The organism is Sphingomonas populi, assembly GCF_004208535.1.
GTDB lineage: Bacteria > Pseudomonadota > Alphaproteobacteria > Sphingomonadales > Sphingomonadaceae > Sphingomonas > Sphingomonas populi.
Map to the genome: position 1 here is coordinate 33,181 of NZ_SGIS01000003.1, position 12,701 is coordinate 45,881.

Annotated in this window: 14 protein-coding genes and 1 tRNA gene; 4 read left to right on the forward strand and 11 right to left on the reverse strand. The window is 65.2% G+C overall.

The features are described 5' to 3' along the window. Nucleotides 1-3 precede the first annotated feature (3 nt). From ntrX to hflX, 3 genes are read left to right on the forward strand one after another with little or no spacing between them, the layout of a single operon-like run. A complete protein-coding gene (ntrX, locus tag EWE75_RS02730; protein WP_130155167.1) occupies nt 4-1,377 on the forward strand; it encodes a nitrogen assimilation response regulator NtrX in 1,374 nt (457 codons plus the stop codon). A gap of 27 nt (nt 1,378-1,404) precedes the next feature. Then, nucleotides 1,405-1,977 (forward strand): RNA chaperone Hfq, encoded by a 573-nt coding sequence (gene hfq, locus EWE75_RS02735; RefSeq protein WP_282432660.1) that lies wholly within the window; start codon nt 1,405-1,407, stop codon nt 1,975-1,977. 10 nt (nt 1,978-1,987) lie between these two features. Continuing rightward, complete coding sequence (hflX, locus tag EWE75_RS02740; protein WP_130155168.1) at nt 1,988-3,277, forward strand: GTPase HflX; 1,290 nt, start codon at nt 1,988-1,990, stop codon at nt 3,275-3,277. On the opposite strand, the gene EWE75_RS02745 is transcribed toward hflX, so the two are convergent. The 11 genes from EWE75_RS02745 to EWE75_RS02795 are packed head-to-tail and all read right to left on the reverse strand — an operon-like array spanning nt 3,264 to nt 12,442. Next, nucleotides 3,264-3,617 (reverse strand): low molecular weight protein tyrosine phosphatase family protein, encoded by a 354-nt coding sequence (locus EWE75_RS02745; RefSeq protein ID WP_130155169.1) that lies wholly within the window; start codon nt 3,615-3,617, stop codon nt 3,264-3,266. The two genes, hflX and EWE75_RS02745, sit on opposite strands and share 14 nt — an antisense overlap. Continuing rightward, a complete protein-coding gene (mazG, locus tag EWE75_RS02750; RefSeq protein WP_130155170.1) occupies nt 3,614-4,363 on the reverse strand; it encodes a nucleoside triphosphate pyrophosphohydrolase in 750 nt (249 codons plus the stop codon). The genes EWE75_RS02745 and mazG overlap by 4 nt, the downstream gene beginning before the upstream one ends. A 56-nt stretch (nt 4,364-4,419) precedes the next feature. Further along, entirely contained in the window at nt 4,420-4,620 is a 201-nt protein-coding gene (locus EWE75_RS02755; RefSeq protein ID WP_231708173.1) for a hypothetical protein, read from the reverse strand. After that, nucleotides 4,617-5,381 (reverse strand): MBL fold metallo-hydrolase, encoded by a 765-nt coding sequence (locus EWE75_RS02760; RefSeq protein ID WP_130155171.1) that lies wholly within the window; start codon nt 5,379-5,381, stop codon nt 4,617-4,619. The genes EWE75_RS02755 and EWE75_RS02760 overlap by 4 nt, the downstream gene beginning before the upstream one ends. Further along, nucleotides 5,378-6,154, reverse strand: a complete 777-nt coding sequence (locus EWE75_RS02765) for a TatD family hydrolase (RefSeq protein ID WP_130155172.1) — start codon at nt 6,152-6,154, stop codon at nt 5,378-5,380. Before EWE75_RS02765 ends, EWE75_RS02760 begins: the two co-directional genes overlap by 4 nt. Beyond that, the gene (gene metG / locus EWE75_RS02770; protein WP_130155173.1) at nt 6,154-7,716 is read right to left on the reverse strand and encodes a methionine--tRNA ligase; all 1,563 of its coding nucleotides are present in this window, start codon (nt 7,714-7,716) and stop codon (nt 6,154-6,156) included. The genes EWE75_RS02765 and metG overlap by 1 nt, the downstream gene beginning before the upstream one ends. Before the next feature lie 54 nt (nt 7,717-7,770). Continuing rightward, nucleotides 7,771-8,751 carry an AAA family ATPase gene (locus EWE75_RS02775; RefSeq protein ID WP_130155174.1) on the reverse strand — a complete coding sequence of 327 codons (981 nt, stop codon included), beginning with the start codon at nt 8,749-8,751 and terminating at the stop codon, nt 7,771-7,773. Next, nucleotides 8,748-9,374, reverse strand: a complete 627-nt coding sequence (gene tmk / locus EWE75_RS02780; protein WP_231708174.1) for a dTMP kinase — start codon at nt 9,372-9,374, stop codon at nt 8,748-8,750. Before tmk ends, EWE75_RS02775 begins: the two co-directional genes overlap by 4 nt. Next, nucleotides 9,371-10,534, reverse strand: a complete 1,164-nt coding sequence (locus EWE75_RS02785; protein WP_130155176.1) for a D-alanyl-D-alanine carboxypeptidase family protein — start codon at nt 10,532-10,534, stop codon at nt 9,371-9,373. The genes tmk and EWE75_RS02785 overlap by 4 nt, the downstream gene beginning before the upstream one ends. 27 nt (nt 10,535-10,561) lie before the next feature. After that, complete coding sequence (locus EWE75_RS02790) at nt 10,562-11,461, reverse strand: SPOR domain-containing protein (RefSeq protein WP_130155177.1); 900 nt, start codon at nt 11,459-11,461, stop codon at nt 10,562-10,564. Next, nucleotides 11,462-12,442 carry a lytic murein transglycosylase gene (locus EWE75_RS02795; RefSeq protein WP_231708175.1) on the reverse strand — a complete coding sequence of 327 codons (981 nt, stop codon included), beginning with the start codon at nt 12,440-12,442 and terminating at the stop codon, nt 11,462-11,464. Between the two features lie 147 nt (nt 12,443-12,589). Between EWE75_RS02795 and EWE75_RS02800 the strand changes: the two genes are divergently transcribed. Beyond that, a tRNA-Ser gene (locus EWE75_RS02800) sits at nt 12,590-12,679 on the forward strand. The last annotated feature ends 22 nt before the right edge of the window (nt 12,680-12,701 follow it).

The window sequence follows — 12,701 nt, forward strand, 5'->3', positions numbered from 1 at the left end:
CCTATGGCACTCGATATCCTTATCGTCGACGACGAGCATGACATTCGCGATCTCGTTGCGGGCGTCCTTGAAGACGAAGGCTATGGCACCCGAACGGCCGCCAACAGCGACGCCGCGCTTGAGGCGATCTCAATGCGGCGGCCGTCGCTAGTATTGCTAGACGTGTGGCTGCACGGTTCGCGGCTCGATGGTCTCGATTTGCTCGACGAGATCAAGCGGCGCGATTCGACCATCCCGGTGTTGATGATCTCTGGCCACGGTAATCTCGACACCGCCGTCGCCGCGATCCGGCGTGGCGCCGCCGATTTCATCGAAAAGCCGTTCGAGGCCGAACGCCTGCTGTTGATGGTCGCGCGCGCAACCGAGACCGAACGGCTCCGCCGCGAGGTGGCGTCCTTGCGGGCCGTCGCCGCACGCGATGCCGATCTCACTGGCAATTCCGCCGCGATCAACGCGGTTCGCGCCACCCTCAAGCGCGTCGCCGCGACCGGCAGTCGCGTGCTGGTGATGGGCGCGGCCGGCGTCGGTAAGGAAATCGCCGCGCGGCTGTTGCACGGCTGGAGCCAGCGCGTCGATGCGCCGTTCGTGATCGTCAATGCCGCGCGCATGACGCCGGAACGCGTCGATGAGGAATTGTTCGGGGTGGAGGAGGGGGGTGATCTCGTCCGCTCCGGGCTCCTTGAACAGGCGCATGGCGGCACGCTGTTCCTCGACGAGATCGCCGACATGCCGATCGCGACGCAGGCCCGCATCCTGCGCGTGCTGACCGACCAGAGCTTCACCCGCGTCGGCGGCACGCGTATCGTCAAGGTCGATGTCCGCGTCGTCTCGGCGACATCGCGCGATCTGGCCCATGAAATCGCCGAAGGCCGCTTCCGCGAGGATCTCTATTACCGCCTTAACGTCGTGCCGGTGCAGATCCCGCCGCTCGCCGAACGGCGCGAGGACATCCCGGCGCTGATCTCCCACTTCGTCGCGCATTATGCCGCTGATCGCCGCGTGCCGACGCCAGAGATCGCGCCCGACGCAATGGTCGCGCTGCAATCCTACGAATGGCCGGGCAACGTGCGCCAGCTCCGCAACATCGTCGAGCGAGTCATCATCATGGCGCCGGGTGACCGGATTGGCCGCATCGATCTCGACATGCTGCCGAGCGAAGTGCTGGGCGATCCTGGCGAACTCGGCAGCGGCGCAACCGCGATCATGGGATCGCCGCTGCGCGAGGCACGCGAGACCTTCGAACGCGAATATCTGCGCGTCCAGATCAAGCGCTTCTCCGGCAACATCTCGCGCACCGCGAACTTCATCGGCATGGAGCGTTCCGCGCTGCACCGGAAGCTCAAATTGCTCGGCATCACCGAAGGCCGCGAGGAATAGTGGACGAAACCGCCGCGCGCGCCTAGATTGGCGCCGCGACAATCGCACAACCGACGCCGTAAATGGCGCGCTGCGGGAAAAAACCCGCCAAGAACAAAGGATCGACCGATGGCCGACAAACCAGCTTCGCTTCAGGACCTCTTTCTCAACGCACTGCGCCGCTCCAAGACCCCGGTGACGATGTTTCTCGTCAAGGGCGTCAAGCTGCAGGGCATCGTGACGTGGTTCGACAATTTTTCCGTGCTGCTGCGCCGCGATGGTCAATCGCAGCTCATCTACAAGCACGCCATCTCGACGATCATGCCGTCGAGCGCGGTCGATATCGCCGCGATCGTCAACGCGGTCGGCGAGGCGCAGCGTAAGCAGCCGCTGCTTCAGGAAATCTTCCTGAACGCGGTGCGCAAATCGAACGACAACGTCACGATGTTTCTCGTCAACGGCGTGATGCTGCAGGGACACATTGCCGCGTTCGATCTGTTCTGCATGCTGCTCCAGCGTGATGGCATGTCGCAGCTCGTCTACAAACATGCCGTGTCGACGATTCAGCCGGCCCACCCGCTGAACCTCGCAGATGAGCAGGCCGAGACGGAAGAAGATTGAGAGTGACGCTTTGAGTACTGGCTTCGATCGGGACCGCGACGAGTTCGCCCGCGGCGCCCGCGCCATCGTCGTATATCCCGATCATGGCGCCTCGGCCCGCGATGCCGATGCGCGCCTCGACGAGACCGCCGGCCTCGCTGCCGCGATCGGCGTTACGGTGGTGGACAAGGTCGCGCTCCGCCTTCGCGCGCCCAAGCCCGCCACGCTGATCGGCAGCGGGCAAGTCGAGCAGCTCGCCGCGACGGTGCGGATGGAGGAGGCAGGTCTCGTCGTGTTTGACGCGGCGCTGACGCCGGTGCAACAGCGCAACCTCGAAACCGCGCTCGAAGCCAAGGTGATCGATCGCACCGGGCTGATCCTCGAAATCTTCGGCGAACGTGCCGCCACCGCCGAAGGGCGGTTGCAGGTCGAACTCGCGCATCTGGACTATCAGGCTGGCCGGCTCGTACGGAGCTGGACCCACTTGGAGCGTCAGCGCGGCGGCTTCGGCTTTCTCGGCGGCCCGGGCGAAACCCAGATCGAAGCCGATCGCCGATTGATCCGCGACCGCATGGCACGGCTGCGCAAGGAGCTCGATTCGGTCAGCCGCACGCGCGGCCTGCACCGCGAACGCCGCCAGCGCGCGCCGTGGCCGGTGATCGCCTTGGTCGGCTATACCAACGCCGGAAAATCGACCTTGTTCAACCGCCTGACCGGCGCGCATGTGATGGCCGAGGATTTGCTGTTCGCCACGCTTGACCCGACGCTTCGGCAGATCTCGCTGCCCGGCATCGACAAGGCGATCCTGTCCGACACGGTCGGCTTCGTATCGGAACTGCCGACCCAACTCGTCGCCGCGTTCAAAGCGACGCTGGAGGAGGTCGTCTCCGCCGATCTGCTGATCCACGTCCGCGACATCGCGCACCCGGATACGCAGGCCCAGCGCGACGATGTCGAAGGCGTGCTACGCGATCTCGGCGTGACCGAAACGACGCCGCGCATCGAAGCGTGGAACAAGCTCGATCTGCTCGAAGGCGAGGCGCGCGAAGATATGCTCGTCGAAGCCAGCCACCGCGAGGACGTGGTGGCGATCTCGGCCTTGAGCGGGGAAGGGATCGACACTTTGGTCGCGACGATCGGGGCGCTGTTGACCGAGGGGCATCGCCGCTATGCGATCACGCTGGACTCGGCCGATGGTGCGGGCGCGGCCTGGCTCCACGCGCATGGCGAAGTGCTGGGGCAGGAGGTCGATGGCGAGCATGCGCTGTACGATGTCCGCATGTCACCAAGCGATTACGAGCGGTTCCTCACACGCGGTTAGAGGAGTGTGGCCCGCTCTTCGGCAGATGAGGGGTAACGCGAGCATGCAAAAGCGCGATGAGCGCCGGGTCCATGAAGGCGTAGTGGTCAGGGATGTCGAGGCAAATGATCCGCTGACCCTGTAACGCCGATCGGAAACGCTGCTGGAGCTTACGACGGTGAGTCCGCTCCATGACGAAGATGATGTCAGCCCAGGTCACCAGTTCGGATGTCAGCGGATTGTCGGCGTCCGGCTTCGTGCCGGCGGACGTTACCTCTATCGCGGCATGGTTAGAAAAGACGGTTTCCGCTGTGGGGCTGCGCAAGCGATTCTGGCTGCAGACGAACAGGACGTTTTTCACGCGGTTGGGCGTTCGCCCGCCTTCACCGCCACCCAGAGCCGCTCCTGCGCTTCCAGGTCGCGCGTGGCGAAACCTGGATCGGCCGCTTCCATCGCTTTGAACCGCCGCTCGAACTTCGCGTTACCGGCCCGTAGCGCCGCTTCTGGATCGACACCCAGCTTACTTGCCCAGTTAGCGACCGCGAACAGGAGATCGCCAACCTCTTCCTCGCGCTCAGCCTGCGTCGCCGCACCAGCGACCTCGGCCAGTTCCTCGTCGATCTTGGCGCGCGGACCGCTCTCGTCTGGCCAATCGAAGCCGACGCGCGCCGCGCGCTTCTGCAATTTCTCCGCGCGCAGCAAAGCGGGCAGGCCGATTGCGACACCGTCAAGCGCGCCCGGAGCCGCTTTGGCGGCGCGCTCCTCGGCCTTGATCTGTTCCCAGCGGTGCTTGCCGCCTTCGATGGCATCGCCGAAGATATGCGGGTGCCGGCGCTCCATCTTGTCGCTGATCGACGTCACCACGTCGGCGAGCGTGAAATGACCGGCTTCCTCGGCCATGCGACTGTGGAACACGACCTGAAGCAGCAAGTCGCCGAGTTCATCGCGCAACTCCGCCATATCGCCACGCTCGCACGCGTCGGCGACCTCATAGGCTTCCTCGATCGTGTACGGCGCGATCGAGGCGAACGTCTGGGCGCGATCCCATTCACAACCGCTGACCGGATCGCGGAGGCGGGCCATGATCGCTACCAGACGCTCAACCATTGCTGCCCCTCACATGATCCATCAGTTCGATAATATATATTATGTTAAATAAACCCTCATAGGCCGAGGAAGCCGCGCATCCCCGCGCCGACGCCCATCGCCTCCTGCCAAGCCACGACAACGAAATACAGCAGCAGAAAGATCGCCAGCCAGGCCAGCGCCATCTTGATCACCTCGCCGACCGGCAAACGCCGTGCGACCAGCGCCGAGATCGGTAACACCAGCATGATCACGTAGAACATCACGTCGCCGGTCACAGTTCGATCTCCAGCCCATCATATGCCGGCTCGATGCCCGCCGGCAGCCGCGCCGCGAGCGCGGCATAATCCATCGACTGATCCATATGGGTCAACACTGCGCGGCGCGGCCTGACCGTTTCGATCCAGCCCAGTGTCGTAGCGAGATCGGCATGCGTCGGATGATAGCGTTCGCGCAACGCATCGACAATCCAGACGTCGAGACCCTCATAAAGTGACTCAACGATACCAATCATCTCATTGATATCCGTTGCATACCCCAGGCTCTTGCCATCGGCCTCGAAGCGCAATCCCGCAGACGTGATCGACCCGTGCGGCTGATCCGCAACCCGGATCGCAATATCGCCGATCACGAGCGTGTCGCTCAAATCCGCCACCGCCACTGTCGGCGGATAGCCGCCGGCACCCGCGAAGACGTACGGAAAGCGCGTCATCAGCGAGCGCGCGGTCCAGGGTCTCGCGAAGCCTCGCACCGGATGTCCGAGTGCGTGATAGACCTGTCGCAGATCGTCGATGCCGTGCGTGTGGTCGGCGTGATCGTGAGTCCAGATCACCGCATCGACGGTCGCGACCTGCGCCGCCAGCAACTGCGCGCGCATATCGGGTCCGGTATCGACGAGGATGCGCGTCGTTGCGGTCTCGACCATAATCGAGACGCGCGTGCGGGCGTTGCGCGGATCGGTAGGATCGCACGCGCCCCAATCATTCCCGATCCGCGGCACGCCCGATGACGTGCCCGATCCGAGAACCCGCACCTTCATGCGCGCACTTTGCTGAACAGCGCGTAAAAGTTTCGCGCGGTTGCCCCTGCCAATTCCTCGACGCTTTGCCCACGCAAGCCGGCAAGGAACGCGGCGGTGTCCGCGACGAACGCAGGTTCGCCGGTCTTGCCGCGGTGGGGCACGGGCGCGAGGAACGGCGCGTCGGTTTCGATCAGAACCCGGTCGAGCGGCAATCGCGTCGCGGTCGCCTGCAAATCCTTGGCGTTCTTGAAGGTTACGATGCCGGAGATCGAGATGTAGAAGCCAAGATCGAGCGCGATATCCGCGAAGGCGTCGCTCGCGGTGAAGCAGTGGATCACACCGGGGAAGGCCCCCTGCTCCATCTCTTCGCGCAGGATCGCGGCGGTGTCGTCCTCGGCATCGCGGGTATGGACGATGATCGGCAATTGCGTTTCGCGCGCGGCGGCGATGTGGGCGCGGAAGCTCGCTTGCTGTCGCTCGCGGTCGCTCTTGTCGTAATAATAGTCGAGCCCGGTCTCGCCGATGCCGACGACGCGCGGGTGGCGGGCGCGCTCGATCAGCCGCGCGGTGCCGACATCGGGATGCTGATCGGCCTCATGCGGGTGAATGCCGACCGTCGCCCACACATCCGCCTCGCGTTCGGCGGTGCCGAGTACCATGTCCCATTCGCTCTCGCGCGTCGCAATGTTGAGCATCACCTCGACACCGCGCGCGCGCGCGTTGGCGAGCACCTCCTGCTGTCGGTCGCCCAAGCCGTTGTAATCGAGATGGCAATGGCTGTCGGCGAACATCAGGCGTCCGCCTCCGCAGGCAGTTCGAGTCGCGGAAACAGCCCGACCGGCTGATCGAGCTTGAAATCGCTTTCCGCTAACGGCGAATACCAATGCGATCCGATCGCGGTGAAGTTGCGCAGTCCGGGTGCGATCCCCATCCGGTCGAGCAAGGTGGCGGCGCTACCCGGAATGATCGGCGCGATACCGACGGCAAGCTGCGCGATGCAGATATACAACGTCGCCAGCACCGTCTCCATCCGGGCCGGGTCGGTCTTGCGGAGCGCCCAGGGCGCTTGCTCATCGATATACGCGTTGCAGGCATAGACCGCTTGAATCCAATGCTCGGTCGCGTGCGACAGCGCGAGATCGCCGAATGCCGCCGGCATCGTCTCGTGAACCGCCTTCCCGACAATCTCGAACAAGGCCTCGTCCGCTGCGTCGTGACCGTGAATCTCAGGCGGACCGCCGTTGCAGTTCTTGAAAATCTGCGCGAGCGTGCGCTGCGCAAGATTGCCGAAGCTGTTGGCCAGTTCGGCATTGACCCGCGTCACGATCGCCTCGGCCGAATAGCTGCCGTCCTGACCGAAGCTGACTTCGCGCAGCAGGAAATAGCGCACTGCATCGACGCCGAACCGAGCGATCAGGTCGGCCGGATCGGTGACATTGCCGAGCGACTTCGACATCTTCTCGCCGCGGTTGAGCAGAAAGCCGTGGCCGAACACCGTCCTGGGCAAAGCCAACTTCGCAGACATCAGGAAAGCCGGCCAGTAAACCGCATGGAATCGCACGATATCCTTGCCGATCAAGTGGAGATCGGCCGGCCAATATTTTGCCATCGTCGCGGCGTCGTCGGGATAGCCCACGCCGGTCAGATAATTGGTCAGCGCGTCGACCCAGACGTACATGACGTGCCCGTCACTGCCCGGCACCTTCACGCCCCAGTCGAAGCTGGTACGTGATACGGATAGGTCGGCGAGTCCGCCCTCGACGAAGCGTAGCACCTCGTTGCGGCGGCTCTCCGGGCGGATGAAGTCGGGGTTGGCGGCGTAATGGTCGAGCAGCGGCTGCTGGTATTTGGAGAGCCGGAAGAACCAGCTTTCCTCGGCGGTCCAGGTGACCGGCGTGCCCTGCGGCGAAAGCTTCACGCCCCCTTCCCCGTCAACCAGTTCCTTCTCGTCGTAATAGGCTTCGTCGCGAACCGAATACCAGCCTTCGTAGCGGCTCAGATACAGGTCGCCGGCGTCCGCCATCGCCTGCCAGATCGCCTGGCTGGCGCGATGATGGTTCGGTTCGGTGGTGCGGATGAAACGATCATACGAGACGTCAAGACTGTCGCACATCGCCTTGAACAAACCAGACATTTCATCGGCGAGCGCGCGCACCTCGACGCCTTTGTCGCGCGCGGTCTGAACCATCTTGAGGCCGTGTTCGTCGGTGCCGGTCTGGAACCGAACGTCGCGCCCGGCCTGCCGGTGGAAGCGGGCGATCGCATCGGCGGCGATCGCCTCATAGGCGTGGCCGATGTGCGGCTTGCCGTTGGGATAGCTGATTGCGGTCGTGATGTAATAGGGTTCGGACATAGGCGGCTCCTAGAACATCACACCAAGCAATTGAAGCCTCCGCCGAGGCGCCGGCTATTTCGCGAGCGCTGCCACCAGCCCCGCCATCTCGTACACCGTTCCCTGCGCATCGAGCGACAACCCGCGTGCGCTCGCTGAGAGCGCCCGCGCGGCATCATAGCTGTCCAGCGCGACCCGCAAGCGTTCGCCACGCCGATCGCGCGCGCTTTCGGCGATGAAGGCAGGTGCGCGGTCTAGAAACGCTTCGTAGCGCGGCTGCGCAGCCTTCAGCGCGAGCGCCTTGGCGAGTTTCACCCGCCGCGCGTTGCTGCGGTCGCCATCCTGCGCGATCGCCGCCAGCACGCCGTCGAGCGCGGCGAGATCAAGGCCGGCGAACCCCAGCGCCCGTCCCGGCGAACCTGCGCCAGCCCGGACCAGCGCCGCCACCTCGGCGTCATCCGCCTTGCCGAGATGTTCGCGCACGATCCGCTTCATGTCGCGCTCGCCGAGCGGATCGAAGCGCAGCAGCCGACAGCGCGACCGGATCGTCGGCAACAGCCGCCCCGGCGCATGGCTGATGAGGATGAAGATCGTCCCCGCTGGCGGCTCCTCAAGGCTCTTGAGCAACGCGTTGGACGCGCCGGGCCGCTCGACATCGTCGATCGCGTCGATCAGCACGACACGGCGCGATGACAGCGACGGCTTCATCGCGAACATCGGTAGCAGCGCACGCACCTGCGCGATCGGAATACTGCGCGCCAACTCCTGCCCCGTCTTGTCCGATTCTTTGGGCAAGCGCCTGAGTTCGCGGTAATCCGGGTGCGATCCCGCTTCTATCAGCCGGCGTGTCTGATGGTTTTCGGGCACGTCGAACCCCGGCGGCAGCGTGTCCGGCGCTGCCGCATCGGCGAGCAGCCGCATCGCGGCCGCACGCGCGAAGCTGGCCTTGCCGATCCCCTCGGGGCCGGCGAACAGCCATGCGTGGTGGAGCGTATCTCCCGCCATCGCCGCCGCAAAGGCCGCGTGCGCCGCATCGTTGCCGACCGGCAAAGTCATGGCAGCAAATCGGCCAACCCAGCCAGCAGCGCCACGGTCACGCTGTCGGGATCGGCCGCCGCGTCGATCATTCGGAAACGCGTCGGCTCGTTCGCGGCGAAGCGCCGGAACGCGGCAGCGACATCGGTGTGGAAGGCGTCATCCCGCGCGGCAAAGCGATCCGCCGCCGCGCCATCGCGACTTTCCGCCCGCGCGCGCCCCTGTTCGACCGGCACCTCCAGCACGAAGGTCCGATCGGGCAACAGCCCGCGCGATCCGAAGCCATGCAGCGCGAGGATCGCGGCATCATCGATCCCGCCGGCCAGCCCCTGATAGGCGCGGCTGCTGTCGAGATAGCGGTCGCAAATCACCCACGCACCCTCGGCGATCGCCGGAGCGATCGTCTTCTCGACATGATCGGCCCGCGCGGCGGCGAAAAGCAACGCCTCACTGCGCACGCTCCAGCGCGTTTGGGCGCCGTGGAGAAGCAGCGCGCGGATCGCCTCGGCGCCCTCGCTGCCGCCGGGCTCGCGCGTGACGACCACCTCCAGCCCGCGCGCGCGCAACGCCTCGGCAAGCCGCCGCGCCTGAGTCGATTTACCCGCCCCCTCCCCGCCTTCCAGCGAGATGAAGCGACCGCTCAAGCGCCGAACAATCCCGTCAATCCGGCCCATACGCGACCGAAGAAACCGGCTTCGGCGACATCGGTCGCGGCAACCAGCGGCAGCCGCTGGGTCGGCATGTCAGGCGCGGTGACGACGAGATCGGCGATATGCTGGCCAGCCTTTATCGGCGCCTTGATCGGCCCGTCATACGCCACCTTGAGCGTCATTTCCGAACCGACACCGGCGGGCAGAGTGGCGGTCAGATCCTTGCCAGCGACGAGATCGACATGGTTGCTCGTGCCAAGCTGGACCTCGGCGGTTTCGACCTTCTTGCCCTTGCGTGCGATCGGCTTGGCCTGCCAAGAACGGAAGCCCCAGTTCATGAACTTGACCGATTCCTCGGCGCGCTGGCCGTAGGTGCCGAGCCCGGCCAGAACCATCACTAGCCGGCGGCCGTTCTGGATCGCCGAGCCGGTGAAGCCATAGCCGGCCTCTTCGGTATGGCCGGTCTTGAGGCCATCGGCACCGGCGACGCGGCCGAGCAGCGGATCGCGGTTTTCCTGCTTGATCGCAGCACCCGCGCCGAGCGTCTTGCCCCAGGTGAAATCGGTCCGCGAATAGAATTTTTTGTACAAATCCGGGTAGTTGGTGATCGTCGCCTTGGCGAGCGCGGCAAGGTCGCGCGCAGTCACATAGGTCACGCCGCCATCGGGCCAGCCGTTCGACGTGCCGAAATGGCTGTTCTTGAGGCCGATCTTCTCGGCATCGCGGTTCATCCGCTCGACGAACGCCGGCTCGGTGCCCGAAATCCCTTCGGCCAGCACGACGCACGCGTCGTTCCCCGACAAGGTCACAATGCCATAAAGCAGATCGGCGACGCTGACCTTCTCGCCGGCTGACAGGAACATCGTCGAGCCCTGCGAATGCCACTTCTTCCACGTTTCGGGCTGCATCTCGAACTGCTGGTCGAGCTTGAGCTCGCCCTTCTTGATGAGATCGAAAGCGACATAGACCGTCATCATCTTCGCAAGCGATGCCGGCGGCATGCGGCGGTCGGCATCCTTCTGGTACAGGATCGACCCGGAGGACATATCCTCCATATACGCGACGGGAGCGGGCGTATCGAATTGCGGCGCGGCGGCGAGGCCGGGCTGGACGACGAGCATCGCGAGAACAGAGGCGGCGATCAGTTTCTTCATTTCAGGCGGTCCCGTTACGCTAAAAGTCTACTCGGTATGGCTTACACGCGCGTCGCGATAGCCGCGCCGCGCCACTTCGTCACGCGCGCGATTGGCGGCGGCGACATTGCCATACGGGCCAAGCTGAACGCGGTACAGCCCGCCGCCGCCAACCACGCGCCCGCCGAGCGACCGCGCGAGATCATTGGCGCGTCCTGCCGCCGAAAGCGCGGCGACCTGCACCACATAGCCTGAGCGCGGTGCTGGCGCGCGCGATTCAACGCGAGGCTGGCTGCGCGCAATTGGCGCGGGCGCTGGGTAGCGTGCTCCCGCTACCGCCGCCTCGTCGATATGCGCTGGCGGACGCGGCGCGGCCGGACGGACATCGGCGTGTCGGGGCGGCGCTGCGGCGGACGCCTGAGCATAGTGCGGCACGCGCTTGCGCAGCGCTTTGAGCAGAACTTCGGGCGCGTCGATCCGCGCGGAGGCTGCCGCGCCGGATCGCAATGCGGTTTGGTCCTGCGGGCTGGGCATCGCTGATCGCACACGTACACCAGCGCCGGGCGCGATGCCGAGCGCCTGAAACGCGTCCGCCGACAACAGCGCCGTACCGCCCGGCGCGAGGTAATCGCCGACCCGCGCAAGGATCGTATGACCGCTGCCAAGTTCGGTCAGTTCGACGAAGCTGCCGGGCGCGGCGCCCGCCGCCGCTACAGAAACGCCAGCGCCGCCAGCATCGGGTTGCGCCACCGCGACCATATCGAACAGCGGACCGCCCGATGTCGCGCGTGGGCCAGAACCTTGCGGCAAGTCCCGCGGCGGCCCATCCTGTGGACCTGCGGCAGTTTGCATCGGCTGCGACCAGCCCACGCGCGGCTGGTCTGCGGACGGTGGCAATTGCCTGTCAGCGGCGCCAAGCGCGGCGGAGAGAGCGATCAGCAGCAGCATTTACTGCGACACCGCATCCGACAGCAGCCCCACCGACAACGCGTAGAAATTCGAACAATTGTAATCGAGGATCACACGGTAATTCCCGGTCAGCAGATACGCGGTGTTGCCAGGGCCGTCGGGTTCGATGAGCGTCGCCAGCACCGAATCGCCGGGCCAGGCGCGGGTCTGCGACGCGATGCCGAGCGCGCGCCATTCGGCCATCGTCTTCCAGCCGCTATGCCGCTGGAAGACGCGCGGGCAGCGGGGGCTGAGCGTCCGGTTGACGATCTGCGACCGATCAAATCCAGCCGGCACGTTTACCGCGAAGCCCCAAGGCTGGCCCGGCCGCCAGCCGGCATTGGCGAAATAATTGCCGATCGAAGCAAGCGTGTCGGCATCGCTCGTCCAGATGTCGGCCCGTCCATCACCGTCGCCGTCGCGCGCGAGCCGGTTGTACACCGATGGCAGGAACTGTGGCCCGCCGGTCGCCCCCGCCCAGCTTCCCACCAGCTTGGCGCGCGGTACGCCGCGATCGATCATCTTGAGTGCGCCGATGAACTCGTCGGTGAACAGATCGCGGCGCCGTCCTTCATAGGCGAGCGACGCGAGCGCGCGCGGCAGATCGAACCCGCCCATCACCACGCCGTAATTGGTCTCATTGCCCCAGATCGCCACCATGATCGATTCGGGAACGCCGGTTTCCTCCTCGATCTTCTTGAGGCGCCAGCGCTGTGCCTGATACGCGCTGCGGCCTCGGCTGATCCGTTGCGCATCGACATGCGCGATTCGGTACGGTGCGAACGGCGGGACCGCCGTGCTGGCCGGATTGCCGGGCTGCTTGCGATCGAGATCGATCACGCGCTGGTTGAGCGTCAGTGTCGGCATCACCGCATTCAGCGTCGCCTCCGACACGCCTTGCGCGCGCGCCTGCACACGCAACTGGCCAAGGAAGGCCTGAAAACCGGCATCGTCCTGAGCGCACGCCGGTAGCGCAAGCATGGCCGCCAACGCCGTGCCGATCGCCGATAAGGTTTTGCAAAACACCCGCATGCGAAGACTCTGGCACAAGCCCGCGCCGACATGAACCCCCAAAGGCCGTAGCTCTTGCACAAATCGGCGTTCCGGCTCTAAGCGGGGCACGCACGCGGAGAGATGGCCGAGTGGTTTAAGGCAGCGGTCTTGAAAACCGCCGTGGGTGCAAGCTCACCGTGGGTTCGAATCCCACTCTCTCCGCCAATCCCGCTCTATTGCGGGCGAG

Excerpts from the sequence above, each read along its gene's own strand:
- EWE75_RS02795 (WP_231708175.1), bottom strand. The coding sequence starts at position 12,442 with ATGCTTGCGCTACCGGCGTGCGCTCAGGACGATGCCGGTTTTCAGGCC.
- EWE75_RS02760 (WP_130155171.1), bottom strand. The coding sequence starts at position 5,381 with ATGAAGGTGCGGGTTCTCGGATCGGGCACGTCATCGGGCGTGCCGCGG.
- ntrX (WP_130155167.1), top strand. The coding sequence starts at position 4 with ATGGCACTCGATATCCTTATCGTCGACGACGAGCATGACATTCGCGAT.
- EWE75_RS02775 (WP_130155174.1), bottom strand. The coding sequence starts at position 8,751 with ATGACTTTGCCGGTCGGCAACGATGCGGCGCACGCGGCCTTTGCGGCG.
- EWE75_RS02785 (WP_130155176.1), bottom strand. The coding sequence starts at position 10,534 with ATGAAGAAACTGATCGCCGCCTCTGTTCTCGCGATGCTCGTCGTCCAG.
- EWE75_RS02790 (WP_130155177.1), bottom strand. The coding sequence starts at position 11,461 with ATGCTGCTGCTGATCGCTCTCTCCGCCGCGCTTGGCGCCGCTGACAGG.
- mazG (WP_130155170.1), bottom strand. The coding sequence starts at position 4,363 with ATGGTTGAGCGTCTGGTAGCGATCATGGCCCGCCTCCGCGATCCGGTC.
- EWE75_RS02765 (WP_130155172.1), bottom strand. The coding sequence starts at position 6,154 with ATGTTCGCCGACAGCCATTGCCATCTCGATTACAACGGCTTGGGCGAC.
- metG (WP_130155173.1), bottom strand. The coding sequence starts at position 7,716 with ATGTCCGAACCCTATTACATCACGACCGCAATCAGCTATCCCAACGGC.